21 protein-coding genes are annotated in these 20,597 nt (G+C 34.8%); 10 read left to right on the forward strand and 11 right to left on the reverse strand.

Going from position 1 to position 20,597, the window contains the following annotated elements; genetic code table 11:
• Positions 1 to 643: 643 nt before the first annotated feature.
• Positions 644 to 1,312 carry a lysoplasmalogenase family protein gene (locus ACQUQZ_RS07930; RefSeq protein ID WP_435354337.1) on the forward strand — a complete coding sequence of 223 codons (669 nt, stop codon included), beginning with the start codon at positions 644 to 646 and terminating at the stop codon, positions 1,310 to 1,312.
• A 109-nt stretch (positions 1,313 to 1,421) separates the two neighbouring features.
• Here ACQUQZ_RS07930 and aroQ read toward each other — a convergent pair whose 3' ends face one another.
• Positions 1,422 to 1,850 carry a type II 3-dehydroquinate dehydratase gene (gene aroQ, locus ACQUQZ_RS07935; RefSeq protein WP_435354338.1) on the reverse strand — a complete coding sequence of 143 codons (429 nt, stop codon included), beginning with the start codon at positions 1,848 to 1,850 and terminating at the stop codon, positions 1,422 to 1,424.
• Between the two features lie 190 nt (positions 1,851 to 2,040).
• Between aroQ and xerD the strand changes: the two genes are divergently transcribed.
• The 5 genes from xerD to panC all read left to right on the forward strand — a co-directional run bounded on the left by xerD (position 2,041) and on the right by panC (position 6,090).
• Positions 2,041 to 2,961, forward strand: a complete 921-nt coding sequence (gene xerD / locus ACQUQZ_RS07940; protein ID WP_435354339.1) for a site-specific tyrosine recombinase XerD — start codon at positions 2,041 to 2,043, stop codon at positions 2,959 to 2,961.
• Positions 2,921 to 3,853 (forward strand): 1-phosphofructokinase family hexose kinase, encoded by a 933-nt coding sequence (locus ACQUQZ_RS07945; protein WP_435354340.1) that lies wholly within the window; start codon positions 2,921 to 2,923, stop codon positions 3,851 to 3,853. Before xerD ends, ACQUQZ_RS07945 begins: the two co-directional genes overlap by 41 nt.
• A gap of 18 nt (positions 3,854 to 3,871) precedes the next feature.
• On the forward strand, positions 3,872 to 4,372 hold the full coding sequence (locus tag ACQUQZ_RS07950; RefSeq protein WP_435354341.1) for a hypothetical protein: 501 nt from the start codon (positions 3,872 to 3,874) through the stop codon (positions 4,370 to 4,372).
• 34 nt (positions 4,373 to 4,406) lie between these two features.
• Positions 4,407 to 5,144, forward strand: coding sequence for a phosphatidylinositol-specific phospholipase C/glycerophosphodiester phosphodiesterase family protein (locus ACQUQZ_RS07955; RefSeq protein WP_435354342.1), 738 nt, complete (start codon positions 4,407 to 4,409; stop codon positions 5,142 to 5,144).
• A gap of 103 nt (positions 5,145 to 5,247) precedes the next feature.
• Complete coding sequence (panC, locus tag ACQUQZ_RS07960; protein ID WP_435354343.1) at positions 5,248 to 6,090, forward strand: pantoate--beta-alanine ligase; 843 nt, start codon at positions 5,248 to 5,250, stop codon at positions 6,088 to 6,090.
• Positions 6,091 to 6,136: 46 nt separating this feature from the next.
• Here panC and ACQUQZ_RS07965 read toward each other — a convergent pair whose 3' ends face one another.
• The 8 genes from ACQUQZ_RS07965 to parS form a co-directional block, all read right to left on the reverse strand.
• Positions 6,137 to 6,883: an NIPSNAP family protein gene (locus ACQUQZ_RS07965; protein WP_435354344.1), complete on the reverse strand. Its 747-nt coding sequence runs from the start codon at positions 6,881 to 6,883 to the stop codon at positions 6,137 to 6,139.
• Positions 6,884 to 7,134: 251 nt separating this feature from the next.
• Positions 7,135 to 7,971, reverse strand: coding sequence for a VanZ family protein (locus tag ACQUQZ_RS07970; protein ID WP_435354345.1), 837 nt, complete (start codon positions 7,969 to 7,971; stop codon positions 7,135 to 7,137).
• Between the two features lie 288 nt (positions 7,972 to 8,259).
• Complete coding sequence (locus ACQUQZ_RS07975; protein ID WP_435354346.1) at positions 8,260 to 9,153, reverse strand: NAD-dependent epimerase/dehydratase family protein; 894 nt, start codon at positions 9,151 to 9,153, stop codon at positions 8,260 to 8,262.
• A gap of 32 nt (positions 9,154 to 9,185) precedes the next feature.
• Complete coding sequence (locus ACQUQZ_RS07980; RefSeq protein WP_435354347.1) at positions 9,186 to 10,526, reverse strand: neutral/alkaline non-lysosomal ceramidase N-terminal domain-containing protein; 1,341 nt, start codon at positions 10,524 to 10,526, stop codon at positions 9,186 to 9,188.
• 72 nt (positions 10,527 to 10,598) lie between these two features.
• Complete coding sequence (locus tag ACQUQZ_RS07985; RefSeq protein WP_435354348.1) at positions 10,599 to 11,291, reverse strand: hypothetical protein; 693 nt, start codon at positions 11,289 to 11,291, stop codon at positions 10,599 to 10,601.
• 22 nt (positions 11,292 to 11,313) lie between these two features.
• The gene (locus ACQUQZ_RS07990) at positions 11,314 to 11,445 is read right to left on the reverse strand and encodes a hypothetical protein (protein ID WP_435354349.1); all 132 of its coding nucleotides are present in this window, start codon (positions 11,443 to 11,445) and stop codon (positions 11,314 to 11,316) included.
• A 2-nt stretch (positions 11,446 to 11,447) separates the two neighbouring features.
• A complete protein-coding gene (locus ACQUQZ_RS07995; RefSeq protein ID WP_435354350.1) occupies positions 11,448 to 11,921 on the reverse strand; it encodes an RES family NAD+ phosphorylase in 474 nt (157 codons plus the stop codon).
• Positions 11,921 to 12,421, reverse strand: coding sequence for a type II RES/Xre toxin-antitoxin system antitoxin (gene parS, locus ACQUQZ_RS08000; RefSeq protein ID WP_435354351.1), 501 nt, complete (start codon positions 12,419 to 12,421; stop codon positions 11,921 to 11,923). Before parS ends, ACQUQZ_RS07995 begins: the two co-directional genes overlap by 1 nt.
• 276 nt (positions 12,422 to 12,697) lie before the next feature.
• Between parS and ACQUQZ_RS08005 the strand changes: the two genes are divergently transcribed.
• Positions 12,698 to 13,882 carry a hypothetical protein gene (locus tag ACQUQZ_RS08005; protein WP_435354352.1) on the forward strand — a complete coding sequence of 395 codons (1,185 nt, stop codon included), beginning with the start codon at positions 12,698 to 12,700 and terminating at the stop codon, positions 13,880 to 13,882.
• Positions 13,883 to 13,983: 101 nt separating this feature from the next.
• Positions 13,984 to 14,898, forward strand: coding sequence for a PfkB family carbohydrate kinase (locus ACQUQZ_RS08010; protein WP_435354353.1), 915 nt, complete (start codon positions 13,984 to 13,986; stop codon positions 14,896 to 14,898).
• An 84-nt stretch (positions 14,899 to 14,982) separates the two neighbouring features.
• Here ACQUQZ_RS08010 and ACQUQZ_RS08015 read toward each other — a convergent pair whose 3' ends face one another.
• Positions 14,983 to 18,009: a putative LPS assembly protein LptD gene (locus ACQUQZ_RS08015; protein ID WP_435354354.1), complete on the reverse strand. Its 3,027-nt coding sequence runs from the start codon at positions 18,007 to 18,009 to the stop codon at positions 14,983 to 14,985.
• Positions 17,984 to 18,109, reverse strand: coding sequence for a hypothetical protein (locus ACQUQZ_RS08020; protein WP_435354355.1), 126 nt, complete (start codon positions 18,107 to 18,109; stop codon positions 17,984 to 17,986). The genes ACQUQZ_RS08015 and ACQUQZ_RS08020 overlap by 26 nt, the downstream gene beginning before the upstream one ends.
• 278 nt (positions 18,110 to 18,387) lie before the next feature.
• Here ACQUQZ_RS08020 and ACQUQZ_RS08025 point away from each other — a divergent pair, with 278 nt between their 5' ends.
• Both ACQUQZ_RS08025 and ACQUQZ_RS08030 read left to right on the forward strand, forming a co-directional pair.
• On the forward strand, positions 18,388 to 19,152 hold the full coding sequence (locus ACQUQZ_RS08025; RefSeq protein WP_435354356.1) for an N-acetylmuramoyl-L-alanine amidase family protein: 765 nt from the start codon (positions 18,388 to 18,390) through the stop codon (positions 19,150 to 19,152).
• A gap of 347 nt (positions 19,153 to 19,499) precedes the next feature.
• Entirely contained in the window at positions 19,500 to 20,429 is a 930-nt protein-coding gene (locus ACQUQZ_RS08030; RefSeq protein WP_435354357.1) for an MlaD family protein, read from the forward strand.
• Positions 20,430 to 20,597 lie beyond the last annotated feature (168 nt).

The raw sequence follows: 20,597 nt of genomic DNA on the forward strand, positions 1-20,597 counted from the left end.
GATTTATTTGATTTACGATTTACGATTTTGTTTTTAACCGAATGAATAAATCAAAAATTTAAGGGTTTCTTTTAAAATTATATGATAAGTGCAACAATTTAACACAAAAATATACTTAACTGTTACGAATGTAAAAGTAATTAAATATCTATTAAATAAATAAGCGACATACAAGCAATTTTTGCCGACTATTTAAGGAAATTTATGCTTTAAAAAAGTAGATATATTCAATTAATACCCCTAAATTGAGAAAGGTTTTTATGAAAACGAAATATTTTCTTTTAATTTTGTTATCAATTACAAAACAACTTTGCAAAATGAAAAAACTATCCATTTTACTTTTACTAATTTCCTCTCTTTCTAAGCTTTTTGCACAACAAACTTCTATGCCCTGCTCTATGAAGTTTGAAAGAAAACTATAAATGTTATATTGTATTCATCAGAGATGAAAATACACCCGAGCGAGGTCTCGTTCCATCAGTGTCTTTGTTTTTCACTAGATACAGATAGTAAGTGTGGTTCACCGCAGTAGTTCCACTAAAAATCAAAATTTAGTCTAACTAAGACCTCAACCCACAAAGACCTCTTTTCAATTTAGTAAAAAAATATATTTGTTTAAGAATCTCAAGTTAAATCTATTAAAATGCCACTTAGATTAGTATTGATATATGTACTCTGCTGCTTGATAGATGCAGTAGCCTTTACATTTCATAAAAAGTGGCTTTTTGTTTTTGGTGGTTTACCTGTGCTTTGTTTAATTTTATTCTATGTATTAAGACGCAAAGGAGAGTATAAATTCAAAGACTACGCCTATACTTTCGGGCTTGCAATAGCTGCCATAGCAGACTTCATATTTGAGTTCAGAAGCTTGACTGCCAAAGTAATTGCCATGGTTCTGTATGTTTTTAGTTTTTCATTTTATTTAGCTGTCGTTCGCAAAGAGGCAGTTTTTGTAGGCACTTTAAAAGAGCAATTGAAATTGGTACTAAATATAGTTCTCATTCTTTTTCCTTTTACCTTCGTTTTTTCAAAAATACCGCACGATTATTTCTTTTCTTCCATCATTTATATGGTATTTTTATCATTGTTATATATCAATGCTCTGATGCGTAAAACTAATAAAAGTAGCTATCAATGGTTTTTGGCTGGTGCTTTAGCTTTTGTTTTATTAACCGTGTTTGACATCTATTTTGCTTTCGTCATAAAAGTCCCACATGGTGATTTGATTAATAAAATAGTCTATCAATTTGCACAATTTGCTATTTTTATGGGTGTTATCAAAACTTATAAAAATTTTTATGTTTCATTCTGAAATAGATTACCTCAAGTAATACATACACTTTTATCTAAGCATACGACATGAATCAAATATTATTTACTTAAAATTCCCCCTATATTTATTCCCTCTGTGATTTTTAAAACTACAAAAAATACCTAATAGCCATTTCATAGCCTTTTAATCCAAGACCTGTAATCATGCCTTTGCAAACCCTTGTTAAGTAGGAGTGATGGCGGAATGTCTCACGGGTATGAATATTTGAAATATGTACTTCCACCGCAGGTGTTTTTACTGCCGAAAGTGCATCGGCAATGGCAACCGATGTATGCGTATATGCACCAGCATTAATCACGATACCTGCAAATTCAGTATAACCGTAGCCAATTTCATGAATTTTATCAATAATTGCTCCTTCATGGTTTGATTGAAAATAGTGCAGTGCTAATTCAGGAAAGAGTGTTTTTAGCTCTTCAAAATACTCCTCAAATGTCTGACTTCCATAAATATGTGGTTCACGTTTTCCCAAAAGATTGAGATTAGGGCCATTGATAATAATGATATTTTTTGACATAAGATGAAAGTATAGAGATAAAAGACTTATTTTGTCATAAAATTAGGACTTTCTTTTGTTTTAAGTAAAAATAAATAATAAAATCTAATCCTGTCCATCTCATAAATCTTTAAAATCCTGTTATTTTCGTTGCATGAATTGGCAAATCTACATTCAGCATTTTAAAAATTACCTAAAATTAGAGCGTTCAATGTCTGAAAACTCTATCGAAGCTTATGTACGAGATGTTGAAAAACTGAGTCAATTTGCTGATATTGCTGAGCATAAACCTGCACCCGAAACTATTTCTGAGAGAGATATTCTTGATTTTTTAGAATATATTGGCAATTTTGGTATTTCGGCTACTTCACAAGCTCGAATTTTATCAGGAATAAAATCGTTTTATAAATATTTAGCTCTTGAAAATCTTATACAGATTGATCCAACCAATTTGATAGAATCGCCAAAAATTGGCCGTAAATTACCTGATACTTTAACGTTTCCTGAGATTGAGCAAATGCTAGAAATCATTGATCACTCAACGCCCGAAGGTACACGCAATCGAGCAATTTTGGAGGTTTTGTATAGCTGTGGTTTGCGAGTTTCAGAGTTGATTGATTTAAAATTGACAAACTGTTATTTTGATATTGGCTTTGTGCGAGTGTTCGGAAAAGGTCGAAAAGTCAGGCTTGTACCCATTGGTCGAGATGCTATCAAATATACTAAAATTTACTTTGAAACAGTCAGAAATCACCAAGATATTCAACCAGAATCAGAAGATATTGTATTTTTGAATCGTCGTGGGAAACAACTTACCAGAGTTATGATTTTCTTGATTATCAAGGACTTAGCCGAGCGAACAGGTATTCACAAAAGTATTTCACCACATACTTTCCGACATTCATTTGCTACGCATTTGATAGAAGGTGGGGCTGATTTGCGAGCAGTACAAGAAATGCTCGGGCATGAATCAATCACAACGACCGAAATTTATACGCATTTGGACAGGGTATTTTTGCAAGAAACATTAAAAAGTTTTCATCCGAGAGAAAGCAAATCACTCAATACAACACATTCACCCAATAAAATATATGACAAAAATAATAACCCTCACAGTAAACCCAGCGATTGATAAAAGTACGAAATTTTCGGGCTTAGTAGCCGAACAAAAAATTCGTTGTGAAAGCCCTCATTTTGATGCGGGCGGTGGTGGAATCAATGTCTCGAAAGCCATTGCTCGTTTGGGAGGAAAATCCTTAGCGGTTTTTACAGCAGGAGGGCCTTCTGGTGAACTTTTGCAAGATTTATTGAAAAATGAATCAATTGATTATCAGGCTATTACAACTAAAAACTGGACAAGAGAAAATTTTATTGCAGTTGATGTTTTGACTAATGCTCAATATCGTTTTGGAATGCCAGGTGCAGAAATTTTGACTGAAGAAGCCAACGAAATTTTAAAACAAATTGAAGAACTGAAACCTGATCTTTTGGTTGCAAGTGGCAGTCTCTCGACTGGACTCGGTGATGGGTATTATGAAAAAGTAGCTGCTGTTTCAAGAAAAATTGGAGCAAAATTAATCATTGATACCTCAGGCGAGCCGCTAAAAATGGCGATTGATGAAGGCGTTTATTTATTGAAACCAAACGTTGGCGAATTAGCAAAATTAGTAGGGGTGGATGCCTTAGAAATCGACCAAGTTGACGATGCCGCTCATGAAATTATTGCTAAAGGTGGTTGCGAAATTGTGGTGGTTTCGCTTGGCCCACAAGGAGCAGTTTTGGTAACGAAAGATATTTGTGAACATATTCCAGCTCCTGCTGTCCAGAAAAAAAGCACCGTTGGGGCAGGTGATAGCATGGTTGGGGGCATGGTGTGGGCATTATCAACAGGAAAAACTTTACAAGAAATGCTTCGTTGGGGAGTAGCTTGTGGTTCGGCAGCAACGATGAACGAAGGAACACAGTTATTTAAAAAAGAAGATGCAGAAAGGCTTTTTGCTTGGCTCCAAAAATATGGAAAATAATATCCTTTTAATTAATCAATGAAGAAATTTAGCTTTATTTTATTATTAAATTTGGCATTTTATCAAACGATTTTGGCACAAAATGCTTTTGTTGATGCTTGTTTAGGTACTTGGAAAGGTACTATGTACATCTACAGTCGAGGAACACTTAGAGATAGTGTATCAGTGAGGTTAACAGTTGCAAAAACTGAAAAACCAAATGCGTGGACTTGGAAAACAACATATCTTTCACCCAAAATGCCAATGGTAAAAGATTATGTTTTGAGGCTTAAAGATGCTTCAAAAAATGTATATATCACTGATGAGGGTGATGGAATAGAACTGGTTGATTATTTGTTTAATAATAAACTGTATAGCGTTTTTGAAACGCATAATGTTTTACTTACATCAAGCTATGAATTACGTGGAAATGAACTCATTTTTGAGGTTACTTCTGGTAAAAAAGAAACCTTGACTAATCAAGAAGTAATCAATTATCCAGTTGATAATTTGCAGCGAGTTGTTTTTCGTAAAGAATAATATAATTCATTTATCATCAATAAATAAATTAAATATGCGATTGCTATTATTATCAATTTGGGTGCTTTTTAGCACAAATCTTTCGGCACAAATAATCATACATTCTCATAATGATTATGAGCAAAAACAACCATTTTTTGCTGCTTATAATTTAGGATTTGATTCAATAGAAGCGGATTTATACTTAAAAGATGGCGAACTCTATGTTGCCCACGATTGGAAAAATGTAACACCGGAACGTACACTCAAAAGTCTTTATATTGAACCACTTTTAGCAAAAATCAAAGAAAATAATGGTTTTCCGTACCCAAATAAAAAGCCTTTGCAACTCTTACTTGATTTGAAAAAAGATGGCAAAGAGATTTTAAAAGTGCTATATGCTCAACTGAAACCTCACGCAAAAGAACTTCGGCACGTCAGAATTGCCATTAGTGGTGATATGCCAGCACCTGATGAATTTCAAAATTTTGATAAAATGTTCTTTTTTGATGGTCGAAAAAACCTGATTTATTCTAAAGATGCCTATAAAAGAGTAGCTTTAGTAAGTGCAAGTTTTTTAGATTTTGGTAAATATTGGGCAGGAAAAGAGCCAATGCCCGAAGAAACATTTCAAAAAATTAGCACATTTGTAGAAGAAACGCATGCCAAAGGAAAAAAAGTTAGGATTTGGGGAACACCTAACACTACTCTGGGTTTTGAAACCTTACAAAAGCTAAAAATTGATATTATCGGCACGGATGATTTAGAACTTTTAGCAAAATTCAAACAGTAACGCAATCGCTTCGGCGACCCGATTTCCAAATTGCGTAAAACATACCAAATAAATTAGAAATCCGGTCGCCGAAGCGATGATTGTTTTATAAAAAGATAAATTTATGCTCATTTTCAATACAATTTCAGAAATACAAGAATACTTAAAAAGTCAACAAAAAACTGGCAAAACTATTGGTTTTGTACCAACAATGGGGGCTTTACATGCAGGCCATATTTCGCTGATAGAGCGTTCGAAAACTGAAAATGATCTCACCGTTTGTAGCATCTTTGTCAATCCAACACAATTCAATAATCCTGAAGATTTAAAGAAATATCCTCGCACACTCGACAATGATTCTGAATTATTGCAAGCTGCTGCTTGTGATGTAGTTTTTGCACCATCTGCTGAAGAAATGTACCCAAGTTTACCACAATTACGCATGGATTTTGGGACTTTAGAAACGGTTATGGAAGGTAAATTTCGCCCTGGACATTTCAATGGTGTAGGTATTGTGGTCAGTAAACTTTTCAATATTATAAAGTCAGATAAAGCTTACTTTGGCTTGAAAGATTTGCAGCAAGTGGCTGTTATTCGGCAAATGGTGAAAGATTTGAGTTTTGATTTGGAGATTATTCCTTGTCCTACTTTAAGAGAAATTGATGGCTTGGCCATGTCTTCTCGTAATACCCGCTTGTCGGTTGAAGCACGTGCTTTAGCTCCGCAAATATATAAAGTGCTTAATCTTGCCCAAGAAAAACTACAAGCTGGATTTTCTACAAAAGAAATACAAGAGGTTGTAAATCAATACTTTAGCCAATATCCTGAGTTTGAAGTAGAATATTTTGAAGTGGCAGATTTTGATACTTTAGAGCCCATTGAAGCAAAGAATGAAACAGGTAAAACAGCTCTTTGTATTGCGGCGTTTTTGGGTGGTGTAAGATTGATTGATAATATGGTGTTTTAGAAGAAAACAAGGACAACTTTCACTAAAAGTTGTCCTTGTCAATATTTTACTTAATCGTCGAAAAATCAGTCGGTTTCATGTAAATTGATTCAACTTTTGAGACAATTTTGCCATTTTTCTCTGACTCATCACGCACTTTTATCCATTTTTCATCTTTTCTAAAAGCATCAAATGAAGCCTTCCCTGCTTCTTCGCTTTTATGAGCCAAGATATAAACTAATTTTGATTGAGTCGTATCTTTTTCAATACTTTTCCAATAAGCAATATTTTCCATGCCGTGTTTCTTGAAAAGTTTTACCGTATGGTCACGGAATCTTGTCAAAACATTTTCAATATTATTTGGCGTAGCCGTATAAATTCTTAACTCAAACATTCGCTCTGGATTCTTTTGTTTTTCTTTAATTTTTGGTGAAAAATCAGTTGCATTCATAAAGATGGATTCAACTTTTGAAACAATTTTACCATCTTTTTCTGATTCTGTTCTCACTGATTTCCACTCTAGGTCTGCACCAAAATTTTTCCATGAGGTTTCACGGGCTTCTTTGCTTGGATAGGCCAAAACATAATAGAGAGCATTTTTATCGTTTTGAACAGGTACCCAATAGCCAATGTTTGTCATGCCGTGACGTTCAAAAATTTTGGTAGTATGTTCTCTAAAGCGAGTCAATAAATTGGGTAATCGACCTGGCTCGCAGTAATAAATTCGCATTTCGAAGTAGCGAGTATCTTGTTTTTGAGCAAAAACTAAATTGCTTAAAATCATTGAGGTAACAAATAGAAGTATTTTTTTCATTGTTTTTAATTAAGGATTGAATTTTAATAAGCAAAGGTATTTCATAGAACAATAGCTTGATGGATTTTGTTGAAATTTTTATTAACATCCAACTTTATACCTTTGATTTTGTTTATTAGAAGTTTAGCAAGGTGGTTTTGGTTTTACCACAATAATAATCAATTTCATTTTAATCATTACTAATCTTAAACTCTTCATCTCATCCCTCGCATCTATTTTGACAGGTTGTGTTACTTTGCTGAAGCTGAAAGTTATTGATTGCAGATTAAGACAAGTGAAGCGGTCTCGCTGTCATCAATAACCACCGTAACCCGATTTCCAATTTTCAAATCAGATTGAAATAGAGAACCTTTTGAATTGGTGATTTTTGTATTATTTGTAAGTTTAATGATTTTATTGATGCCGTTATGTCCTTTGATGGTAAATGTGTTATTTCCAATACTAACAATTTGACCTGTACCGCCCGTACCTTTGCAGGGGTCTTCGCCTTGAGGGTCGGTAGTTTCTAATTCTTTCACTTTACTATTATCAGACTTAATTTTCTCAGCATTTATTGGTCGTTTAGGATAAATAGTATATAAAGCCCCCCCCGCAACAACGATAATTGCAATTGCAGAAGTAATGATATTTTTATATTGTCCAGAATTTAACCATTTTGTAAGAATTGCAAATGCCCAATATCCCATGATTACGCCAAACGCATTCAGTATTACATCATCAATATCAAATATTCCTACACGTAAAACTACTTGCATTCCTTCAATGATTAAACCAGCCACAACTGCTATAAATATCGACGTTTTCCATGTTATGTGCTGAAAAACGAAAGGAATGAGAAATCCTATTGGCACCAATAAAATGATGTTTCCGACAAGGTTAATACCCCCAATTATCAATCCTTTCTCACCAAGAAGGTATGGGAAAATAGTTTTAAACGGAAATAAATTGGCCGAACCTTCGTGTGTTCCTCCAAAGTTAAGCATCAATTGACCAATCCTTATTACTGGCATATCCTTAAATACCATTATTTTGATAAGGATGATAATATAGGCGATTAGAAAAAATGCTGCTATTAAATGCTTTCTCATCGTTTTTTCATGAAAGGAGTTTAGGTGAAAATATATCTAAAGTTGAATAGAGAAGAAGTCTTGTTTAGGCAATTCTTCTATAGCTTTTTCATAATTTTTTACCAAAACTAAGTTTTGAAATTACATAAAATTTAAAAATGTTATAGAAGTACCAAAAAATGTGATGAAATAGTTAACAAAGCTTTTAGTAATTGTAATGAAAATTGATATAAAGACTTGAAAAGGATAAAAAAAGCCTCAAAGCTTCATTTCTAAAAAACTTTGAGGCTGCAAGCTTTAAATATTAATTCAATCTATTTTTACATATTTCCGCCAATGATGTTGCTCTTTAAATCCAAGTATTTCACGGATTTTACGATTTGAAAACAATGCCTCGTGTTCTTCTAATTTACGAGAAATTGGTACATTCGGGAAAAACCTTTCGGCCAATTCTTTACTCGGAATAATAGCACCGTTGTGGTCATTACCAGCATTGAAAACTTGATAGCCTAAGCCATCTTTTTTCAAGCATAAATCCACAATTTGCCCCAAATCACGGGCATCAATATAACAAAAAGCATTTCGACGACGGACTTCGGGATTTTTGAAATAATGGGGAAAAAGCTCTGCATATTCGTGTGGTTCAATCACATTTCCGATACGAAGGGCATAAATATCGTAGCCTGAGCGTAGTTGGAAACTCCGTGCCGTTTTTTCATTGACTACTTTTGATAAACCATAGCTATCCATTGGGTCAACATCATAATCTTCCTCTAATGGCAATACTTTTGGGTCGGTTATTCCATCAGCAAAACAAATACCATAGGTTGTTTCAGATGACGCAATGATGATTTTTTTGATGCCAAGTTTAACAGCTGCTTCAATGACATTATAAGTGCCAACGGTATTTACCCGAAAGGTTTCGTTATCGGGTTTGATTAAGATTCTGGGTACGGCCGCAAAATGTACGACCGCATCAAATTTTGGAACGCCATTGCCCGCTTCGAGTTCGTGTAAGCCTGTGTATGAACTCATGGCATTAAACATCTGCCCAGAATCGGTGATATCAGCTATCAAATTATCTACTCCTGGGTGCTTCAAAGGCGTGAGGTCAACGTTTAGCACTTGATGTCCTTGTTCGATTAAGTATGGAATCACATGTTTTCCTGCCTTGCCTGAGCCGCCTGTAAATAATATTCGCATTGTTTTTATTAGTATTTATGTGGTTGAATGATTTACTTTTGAAACTGTTTACTTTCATACATCATATCCAAAATACCATTCACTATGGCACTTTCGGCAAAGCCAGGTTTTAATCTTGACGATACCACTTCAAATGTATATGTTCCAAATGCTGCATCATGAGGGATATAACCAGATTTTGCATACCCATTTGTAAGCGTTAGCATCATTGTATGTGCAAATGGCGATTCTTTTTTCAAACGAGTCGAAATGGGGTTGAATACTTCGCCACCAACCGAAGAAAAGGCAATGTCATTGATACTAATCAGGCCAAGTTTGATGTCAATCGAGTCGGCATCTTCATAAGTTCCAGCATACCCAGCCCTGCCCTCATCTAAGCGTTTACGACCAGGACAATTGACAATTTTTTGATTAGCATATATTTTAACTTTGCTTTCTTTTCTTTCAATTCCTCGCATTACGTGCATCACTTCTTCCCCTAAAAACTGCCCCATAGAGACAATCATTTGTTTTTGTTGTTGCATCAATTTTGCTACTTGAGGGTCGTTTCTGTTCAAACCTTGCCCACCAGGAGGCATTTTATTGCTAATATCTATGCCTCTTGAAGCAAATTCTTTTATTCTTAATTCACGCAAATCATAAGTCTGTTGAAAGTAGATTGGGTTTTGGTCGCCACAAGCACCTGTTGACCAAACCGCCACGATTTCATTATCAAAAGTATCTTCTATGTACTTGGAAGTTGTGCCTGGGGCATCACCACTTACCATGTCCAACATGCCAACTGTAACGGCGTGCATGGCATAGTTATAATGCACGGCGATTGGTTTACCATCAAGGGTTTCAAACGTAACCACCGCAACGGTTTTATCAGACGGTCCATCATAATTTGGGCCTTCCCACCATCTTCTTGTCTTGGGGTCGATTATATTTCGATTCACGTTTATGTAAGAAACGCCTTCTCCGTAGCCAATTTTGGCAGGTTGTAGCTTATCTTTTGCCTGTTTTACAGAATTTACAACTTTAGCCTCAAAAGCCTCACCACCTATTCTGAAAGGCACACTGTGGGTATGTGTGGCAGTGAGCATGATATTTGTAGTCGGAATACCCGTTTGAGTTGCTATTTTTTCAAGTAAACTTTTGGCCATATCATTCGAAATTGCACCAACATCGAGGGTTACTAAGGCGACAGTTTTGTTTTCATCAGCAATTACGATTGCTCGTGAATGAATCCGATCATAAATACCAAGAAAGCCACTTGGCAATTCACTGAGTTCAGGTGTAATATCAACCTTTGCAGCACCAACTTTTAAATTATTTTGGGCAAAGCTTATATGTGAAAATACGAGGCATAGTAATAATAATTTCGTTTTCATATTGAGATATGTTTATTTTGGTTGAGTAAATGTTATGTTTTAATAACGACGCACATAGTCATTAGTTTATATTCAACAAATGAGTAACAGTCGCTCAGTTTTTTCCTTTGGAGCACGGTGAACACATGGCGGTATTTTACTTTCAGGATAACTGTTTGACAATCTCCAGATGTGTCCAAGACCTAAACTAATAGGGAGTGTATTAGGTTTGGCCTGATAGTGTAGGTCAAAGAAATTTTCAGTTAAAAAGGATTCAAACCCTTCATCTTCTCCATCATATAGTTTTTTGAGTTCACCACGTATTTCTGGAATCAATATTTTTTGTATAGCTTCCGAATTTGGCAATATATCACTCGGAACGCCGTAGTATGTACATAAAAAGGTATCGGTTGGCACAGGAGAACTATCTACATGAAAAGAGTAAACATCAGTTGGGAAAAATGGGTAGTCATCATCTCTGTCATAGTACTTGATGACATTTAGCACTGGAGCCGCACCATGTGCCGTCAATAACTGCATATCATTTAGTATAATTTCACGAGCAATATGCCCCTGCTCACTCAATTTAAGTTCACGAAGCTGCTTCTCATCTATTACCGTTATATTTTCGTTTAGTTCTATCTTACTAACAATCTCAGCGAAATCGCCTCTTAGATTACGTATCCAGCCAATCGCATTTGTTTCTCTACTAAATGGCGTAGAAACAAGGTCTTGGAAATTTGTGACACTTTGAATTTGTTGTTCAGCTTGAGAAAAATCTATCATATTGGCTAATGTATGAATAAAATCAATTAATAAAAATGTTAGGAATAGTCAGAGGTGTTAAGTCAATATTTAGCACTTGGTGACTTTGTTTGAGTAGGTACGAAATTACTTGTTTTATTGCTTTTAATGAGCCACCTGTAAATAATATTTGCATTTTTATTTATTTGTTTTGAATCTTGTATCAAATTCCATTGGGCTTTTACTGCTTACTTTGATTCTTGCAGCATCGACATGATTAGGATTTATCAAATAGTTGAATTCTTGGGGAACGATGCTACTCGGCACTTTCAAAATTGCTGCTTCATTCTGAAATACAAAATCATCTCCAATTATTTGCGTAGTTAGTGTGGGAGGTTTGGCATCCCAATCTTGTGGGAGGTCTTGGATGTTTACTTCTAAAATAATGATATCATTGGGAATTTCGATTTCGACATAATATCTGTCGGTAGGTAAATCTTCGCTTAAATCTAAATGAACCGAAACCTCAAGTGTAGCTAATGCTCGGCTTTCTGCCGTGTAAACAAGTTTAGTATTGAAGCTATTCCATCTATATCCTTTCGACATTGAAGCACCAATACCGCTCAATGTCGTTTCTAAGTATTTTTCTCTTTCAACTCTATATACTTTCATTAGGCAAAATTTCCGTATTCGATTCTATTCAAGCAGAATTGTACTTCATCAATTCCTGTAATTGTATCTAATAAACTTTCGGGCGTGTTTCCACCAAGTGATAAGTTCGGCTTTTTTAACCACCTTTGAAATTTCTCTTCTTCGTTGTTGAATACTTCTACACCATAATCGATTAGCTCTGTAATCAGCATAATCAATTCACTGTCTCTGCTATCGAGCAAAGAATGTTCGCTTTTTTTCTTGTTATAAGTAGTTTGGGGAAGCCCAACAATTGATAACACCGATTTAACAGGTCGATTGAGTCTTTTGCTAATGGTTTCAATAGAATTATATGGAATACCTTGTCTGATAATGCCAACTCGTTCTATTTTATTGGCCCAAACATACGTTTTTCCATCAGAAACTAAAGTCCATTTTTTTTCATTCTTTTTAACTTCAGAAGCCTTTGTTATACTTGCTTTGGTGTTAAATGGTGATGTTTTGATTGTTGTATCTGGCATAATGTAGCAATTTTGTTGTAAAGTACAAACAAATTTGCTGTATTTGCAAGTTTTTGATGGAAGTTTTTGCGGTTCTAAGAACGGCTACGACACCGACTGAATTTATATTTAGCCGAACTTGAGTTAATTTCTCATTTCAATTTCCCAATTCCCAAACCACAAACCAAAAAATCAAAACGATATTTATCTTTCGGTAATACATTACTGCTTCTTAGTGCCTTAGTGGTAAAAAAACACTCAAAAGACTTATCTTTGCTTCATAAATAGTAATTGAGTATGCAAATCATAGAAGTCGGAGAGAACCGAAAACTACAAAAAGAATTTTTAGAGTTTCCTTCACGTATTTATAAAGGTAACCAATATTGGATTCGCCCATTGGATGAAGATATTGAGAAGATTTTCGATCGCACCAAAAATCCACTTTTCAATGGTGGCGATTGTGTGCGTTGGCTCGCTCTTGATGATGCAGGAAAAACCATTGCTCGTGTTGCTGCATTTATCAATGCCAACACTGCTACACACGGGAATGACCAACCCACAGGTGGCATGGGCTTCTTTGAATGTGTTGATAATCAGGAAGTTGCGTTTGCGATGTTTGATAAATGTAAAGTTTGGTTACAAGAGCGAGGTATGGAGGCAATGGAAGGCCCAGTGAATTTTGGTGAGCGAGATAATTGGTGGGGGCTACTTGTTGACCCGTATGACGCAGAACCAACTTGGGGAATGTTTTATCACCAAGACTATTACCGAGCATTTTTTGAAAATTATGGTTTTAAAGATTATTTTCAACAATATACATTTCTCTTACCTATTCCTGAAGTAGAAGCACGTAAGGTTGTTCGACCAGCTTTGTTCGAAATTGCTAATCGCATTTATAATACACCTGGCTATGATTTTAGACATGTAAGTAAGAAAAAGCTACCCAAATTTGCCGAAGATTTTCGCATCATTTATAACAAAGCTTGGGCAAAAAATATGGCAACAGGCGAAATGACTCCTGAGCGTGCCGAGGCAATTATGCAAACCATGAAACCCATTTTAGAGGAAGAATTGATGTGGTTTGGCTACCACAATGACCAACCGATTGCTTTTTTTATCATGATTCCAGAATTGAATCAAATCATTAAACACATCAATGGAAAATTGAATTGGATTGGTAAAATCAAATGGATATATCACACTTTGATGAAAACCAATAAAAAAGCTCGTGGAGTGATTTTCGGAGTAATTCCAGAATATCAAGGTAGAGGAATTGAATCGGCCATTGCTTTGTCTTTTTCAAGAGCATGTTGGAAACCCAACTATCAATACGAAACCTTAGAACTCAACTGGATTGCAGACTTTAACCCAAAAATGTTAAAAGTCACTCAAATGTTAGGAGCAAAAAAATACAAAACTTACATTACTTACAGATATTTATTTGATAGAAATAAAGAATTTAAACGCTGCCCCGCTATTTAAAAAAACACTTGTTAGTGCTAAAAAAAGATAAAAAATTTGCTAACTTTGCAAAAAGGAGATATTTTTAACTAAAAAAGTCCTCTAATTGAGGTAAATTTTCTATGTCACTACTTACAGTCGGTTCAGTTGCCTTCGATAAATTGGAAACCCCTTTTGGCAAAACAGATAAAATTATAGGCGGAGCAGCCACCTTTATCACACTTACTGCTTCATATTTCATCAAGGAAAACAACCTTGTGGCTGTTGTTGGAGAAGATTTTCCTCAAGAAATGATTGATACATTGGTTAATCATGGTGTAAATGTAGATGGTTTAGAAATCAGAAAAGGGGAAAAAACTTTTTATTGGTTTGGTCGCTATCACAATGATATGAATAGTCGTGATACAGTTGAGGTACAGTTGAATGTAATGGAAAATTTTGACCCAAAAATTCCAGCATCTTACCAAAACTGTGATTTCTTGATGCTCGGAAATACTGCTCCAGCTATTCAACACCTTGTTTTGAAACGTTTGACAAACCGTCCTAAATTTGTATTGCTTGATACAATGAATCTTTGGATTGATATTGCTTTAGATGATTTGAAAGCACTCTTGAAAGATGTTGATTGTGTAACCATAAACGATGAGGAATCTCGAATGCTTTCGGGCGATTATTCATTGCGTCGTGCTGCCAAAACTATCATGGCAATGGGGCCTAAAACATTGATTATCAAAAAAGGTGAACACGGAGCTTTGTTATTTCAAGGTGACGATGTTTTCTTCTGTCCAGCTCTACCTTTGGAAGAAGTTTTTGACCCAACAGGTGCTGGAGATACATTTGCAGGTGGTTTTATCTCGCATTTGGCTAAAACCAATGATTTGAGCTTTGAAAATATGAAACGTGCGATTGTGTATGGTTCAGCAATGGCATCATTTTGTGTAGAAAAATTCGGAACAGAACGTATCCAAAATTTAACCCAAGCTGAAATAGCGGCAAGAGTGGAAGAATTTAGAAAATTGGCTACTTTTGAATTATAAAAAAGAATGATGTTCGATGTTAGAGGATAGATGTTTGGATATTTTTAATCCTCAAGCTATTTCCTAACATCGAACATCATCTCTTTAAAATCCTCCACTACCATAGTATTGTCTTCTTCTACTTACTTTCAATTCCTGCAATAAAGCACTGCGTACATTCAGCGTAAATGAATAACTACTATTGGCCGAATAACCCGAAATTGGCGTCCAGTTGAATGCCATATCCCAACAATGAAGCTCACGATGAAGTGTAATATTTGTTAATGTTGGAGCTTTCAATTGCAAATCATAACCCGTACTAAAACCTACTTTCCATTTAGGCGTAAGACTCAAATCGCCTTGAACAGTGATGGCTTGTGTAATTTGGGCTTTCGCCAAACCTTGCTTATTATAATTGAAGTTATAACCCAAACTTAAAGTCCAAGGAATCGTAAAATCAACATAAAGTTCAGGATTTGCCGCTACAAATTTTTTCATTGCCTCTAAAGTAGGATCGGCATTTGGATTACTTTTAGGCTTGGGCTTTTCTTTATTGAAAGTTGCTGGCGAAAGGCGAGTCGCAATGGCAATATTTGCTGAGCGAAGTGTTGCCAAACCAGAGAACCCTTTTACTTCTTGTATTTTATAAAAACGCCTAATACGACCAGCGGGATTTTGTAATCTTAGGGCTTCGGTGCTTTCTTCTTGATAAAAATAAGGGTCGAGTGTCGCACCAAAGTTAAGGTTGATTAGATTCTTGAAAAGATTGGTATTCGCTCCCAAATTAATATTCGACAAATTCATAGAATCACCCAATGCCAAAAGGTTATAACTTGTACCTAAGCTTAAATTATCAAGCAATGAAATTTTTTCAAAAGCCTTTGCAGCAGTATCTGATTTTGAACGAACTTTAGCTTCAAGTTGATTGGTTAAATTGAAACTAATATTGCCCGATGCTCCTGCTGATGCTCCTAATTTGGGGTATCTTGGCAACAGTTTCCTCAAAGTATCATAAGAAACTTTGCCATTGGCATCAGTACTTTTATCAACCCTGATAACACTATATTGAAAAAGATTTTTCGTAAAATCAGGAGCATAACTCAAGCTTAATGATGGTGCCATTGTATGTCTAATGGCTTGTAAACGACCTTTTCCTTTGAATTGATAAGTTCCATACACACGAGTATTCATACTTCCTGAAACAGAAGTTTGATAAGTAGGGAAGAAACCACTTACTGTATCAATTTTTACAGCATTTTCGCTTTCAATATACTCATAATTGAGTCTTTTTGTAGCAATATCTCCTCTTAATGAAATGCTTGGTGTAAAGTTAATATAACGAGCGATTTTGAAGTTAGGCAAAGAAATAGGTATCGAATAAGTTGTTTGAAATTGACCGTCTTTCAAAACATCATTTAAGGCTGTCAAACTATTTAGTTTTCTTACATTACTAAGTCTTTCTTGCAAGGCTTTTTGGGCAACTCTTTGCTCTACTGTTAATGTCAAAGGGTTTGCATCTCGCAATTTTATTTCTTCGTTGGTTAGTGGTTTTGCTTCGATGGATGAATACGAGCCGTCGTTGTTTTGACGAACAATTTTATATTCAGAATAATTCGTAATACTATTTACTTTGGTATTGGTTGCTTGATAACCTCCGCTCACGTTCAAACCAACCCTAAATGATTCGTACCAGCGACCAATTTGTTTTTTTTCAGGCACAAAAGGATTAAATTGATTTAAACCAATACTATAATTGAGTGAAGCATCTGTTTGCCCTGTTGTGAAGTTTTGTGAAACATTGACACCAGAGCTTGTTACCAATTTTTGTGCAAAAGTTCGACCAAATTGTACGGATGAATTGGAAGTACTACTCAAATAATTTTTTACGTCAACAGTGTTGACATTATTTTTGTTAAAACCATTGCTTCGTAAATTGACCGATGATGAAAAACTACGGTCGGGACGCTTATTGGCAGGTGAATGTGACCAACTCAAGCTAAAATCTTTCGTTACATAAGTATTTTTATCTTCGGGTGAAACAACTTCAGGTTTTAGTTTATTGTAATTAAACTGGAAATTGAGGTTTCCTGAATATTTATAACGTTTTGAATAATTTGATTGAAGCCCAACCCCCCAACTACCTTTTGAGTAGAGCTGTGTAGTAAGTTGAAGTCCGATTTTTTCGTTTATAGCAAAATAATAACCAAAATTTTGTAAGTAAAAACCTCTTTGATTGGCATCTTCTCCATAAGTTCCCATCAGAATTCCTGAAGTCCCTGCCTCTTTTTTCTTTGGAATTGGGAAAAAACCAAAAGGCAATCCAATGGGTAATGGAATATTATTCAAAACAAGATTAAAAGGCCCAGAAATAACTTGTTTTTTATTTACCAACTTGATTTTCTTGGCCGCAATATGAAAATGCGGTTCGGCTAAATTGCAAGTGGTATATTTTGCATCAACCAAATACAAATCATCATTAGCATCTTTTTTAACTTTTTGCCCTGTTACAAACCCTTCTCCTTGTTGTGTAACAATACCTTTAATGATTGCTTTTCTGGATTTAAAATTGTAGCGAATGGTGTCAGTATTATACTTTTCTCCACTTTGACTAAAAACAGGTTTTCCCTTTACTTTTGTGCCATTTTTGGTGCTATCGGGCGAACCATAAGCAAAAACCTCGCTTTTCCCCCAATCTAAACGAATGTAATCGGCTTCTAAAACAATATCAGCATAAGTAATTTTTGCTTTTCCATAAAGATTAACAATTTTACCAGTGACATCCATTACGGTTGAATCTTCGGCAATGTAATTAACAGTAGCCTCCAAACCACTATTCTTGCTTCGCAGTGAATCAGGAATAAGTACACGAGTAGTATCTTTTTTTTCTTCAAATAGCTTATTTCCAAATGGTCGGGTTGTTCGGCTATTATTCGTAGAAGTTGGTCTTTGTGTAGAAGAACCACTCCCAAAATTGGGTAGCCGCCCACCTGAAGGGAATTGAGCAAAAATATTAAGAGAAAAGAAAAGCATTGAAAATGCCAATAAAAATGCTCGAATGTGATTTTTTTTGAAAATTACGCCCAATTTTTGGTGCAATTTCAAAAAGCTAAAGGCTAAAAGCCAATTGCTCATTAGCTGATGTTTTGGGTGGTATTTTTTCAGTTGTTCCAAAAGCCGTATCTTTGTAAAGAAATTTATTTAATTTATATACTTCTGTAATGCAATTAGTCATTAGTTTTTAGCTTCGGTGTATCGATAAATAGCTTTTTTTTTAGTATGTATTCACTTAAAATAGCAAGTACATAATAAAATAACACTAATAGAGTTTAAAAGCTAAAATCTAACAACCAAATTGCCAATAGCTTTCTAAATGATTCACGAAAAAACTGATTTAAACGTCTCAATCAATCATTAAATCTGTAATCTTCGCAAAATCTATTGAACTAACGACAAGTAATGGCACAAAATTAGCTTATTATATGGTAGTGAAGAACGTTTGTCCAGAAAATCATGTTAAAAAATCTTAAAGTCCTATTATTTCTATTGATTACGCTTGATATTGCTCATGCTCAAAGTGGAAAAATCAGAACAATTGTAATAGATGCTGGGCATGGGGGCAAAGACCCAGGTACGCAACACAGCAAATTAAGAGAAAAAGATATAGCCTTGAGCGTTACTTTGAAATTGGGAAAAAAAATTGAAGAACATTTCCCCAATGTAAAAGTAATTTATACTCGTAAAACAGACGTTTTTATACCTTTACACGAAAGGGCGGCCATTGCCAATCGCAATAAAGCTGATTTGTTTATTTGTATTCATGTCAATGCAAATCCTTATTCTTCCAAATTAAGCGGCTCCGAAACTTATGTGATGGGTTTACATAAAACAGAAGAAAACCTTGAACTGGCCATGCGAGAGAATGAGGTTATTTTGATGGAAGATAATTATAAGAAAAATTATAAAGGCTATGACCTCAGTTCGCCGATGGCCAATATTATGCTTGCCAACTACCAAAATGCGTTTATGAAAGAAAGTTTGAAGTTAGCAAGTTTGGTAGAAAAACAATTTCCAAAGGTCGGACATAGAAGCAGAGGTGTCAAACAAGCAGGATTTCAGGTTTTATGGCAAACGGCCATGCCAGGTATTTATGTTGAGACTGGTTATTTAACAAATTCGGCTGATAAGAAAATTTTGGGGACCTCATCAGGGCAAGATAAGCTGGCAGATGCTATATTTAAAGCCGTAAAGGCTTATAAAGAAGATAAAGAGAAATAAATGTTGAATTAAGAATTAAGAATTATGAATTATGAATGTAAATTTGCAAATCATTTGTAGTTGTTTATAAATATTAAATTCTTATGTTTCTTTACTTTTTGTAAATAACTATTTTAATATAATTTGTAACCTACAAATATAGAACGCAGATTCTTATGATTTTTAAGATAAAAAATGTTTTTTTTGACACTTTTATCATAAAAACCATAATTATCATAAGAATCTACGCTCCATATTTATCTTCTAAATAAGTTACAACTTACATTGTTTTAATTAAAAACGGATTGAGTAAAATCATTCTTAATCGCACGGGCGACCCCGTCTTAATTGTGCTTTAGCACCTAAGTATGAAAAAAGAAGTAAAAGTTGGTTTATTAGGTATTATTGCTTTTGCAATTTTTTATCTTGGATTTAATTTCCTCAAAGGATTAGACGTTTTCCGCACAGAAAATGAATATTATACATTTTACCAAAATGCCGAAGGATTGCAACCGTCAAACCCTGTAATGTATAATGGTGTGACGATTGGAAGAGTGGTATTGGTAGAGCCTGAGCAAGACAAAAATCGTATCAGAGTAATGCTTGCGATTAAACGACAAATAAAAGTTAGTGACAAAACTATCGCTGTTTTGGCAGATAACGGACTTTTAGGTGGAAAAATGATAAAGCTTTTAATCAATGCTGGAAAAGATTTGCCAGATGAAGCCACTTTAGAAAGTACTGTTGAAAAAGGAATGCTTGGCTCTGTGACCGATAAACTTTCACCAACGTTAAAGAATGTTGATTCTTTGATGGTAACAACTACGGCCATTATCAAACAATTTGACCAAACAGCCGTTGCTCTCAAAGCATTGATGGCGAGTGCCACACAAACTACCGCAGGTGTCAATGGTATTGTAGCCGCAAACTCAAAAAACCTCGCAGCTATTACTGGAAACGCTGCTGTATTAACTGCAAATCTTAATACATTATCCAATAATTTGGATGCCCAACTCAAGCCAATCTTACAAAAAACAAGTACTTTCACCGACTCACTTAACGCCATGCGTTTAGGGCAAACGGTATCACAGTTAAATAGCTCAATTGCTGGTCTGCAAGGTGTTATTAAAGAAATCAATCAAGGTAAAGGAACACTTGGTAAATTGGCTAAAGATGATTCTCTCTATGTGAACTTAGATAGAACTGCAGCAAACATTGCTCTTTTGATGGCTGATATGAAAGCAAATCCTAAGCGATATGTGCATTTTTCTTTGTTTGGTAAGAAAGAGAAGAAATAGGGCTGAATCCTAAGTAGTTCGACTTAAACTATTTAATTTTCAAAGGTTGTTCACTCAGAATTATTACAATTTTCTGATTAATTCCATTTTTCTACTTATTTCCTTCTTCAATATCAGATTAATTGACATCTGACTTATGGAATTTTATGTGTATAATTACTGATATAA

Origin of the sequence: Emticicia sp. SJ17W-69 (genome assembly GCF_051209875.1) — a bacterium.
Classification (GTDB): domain Bacteria; phylum Bacteroidota; class Bacteroidia; order Cytophagales; family Spirosomataceae; genus Emticicia.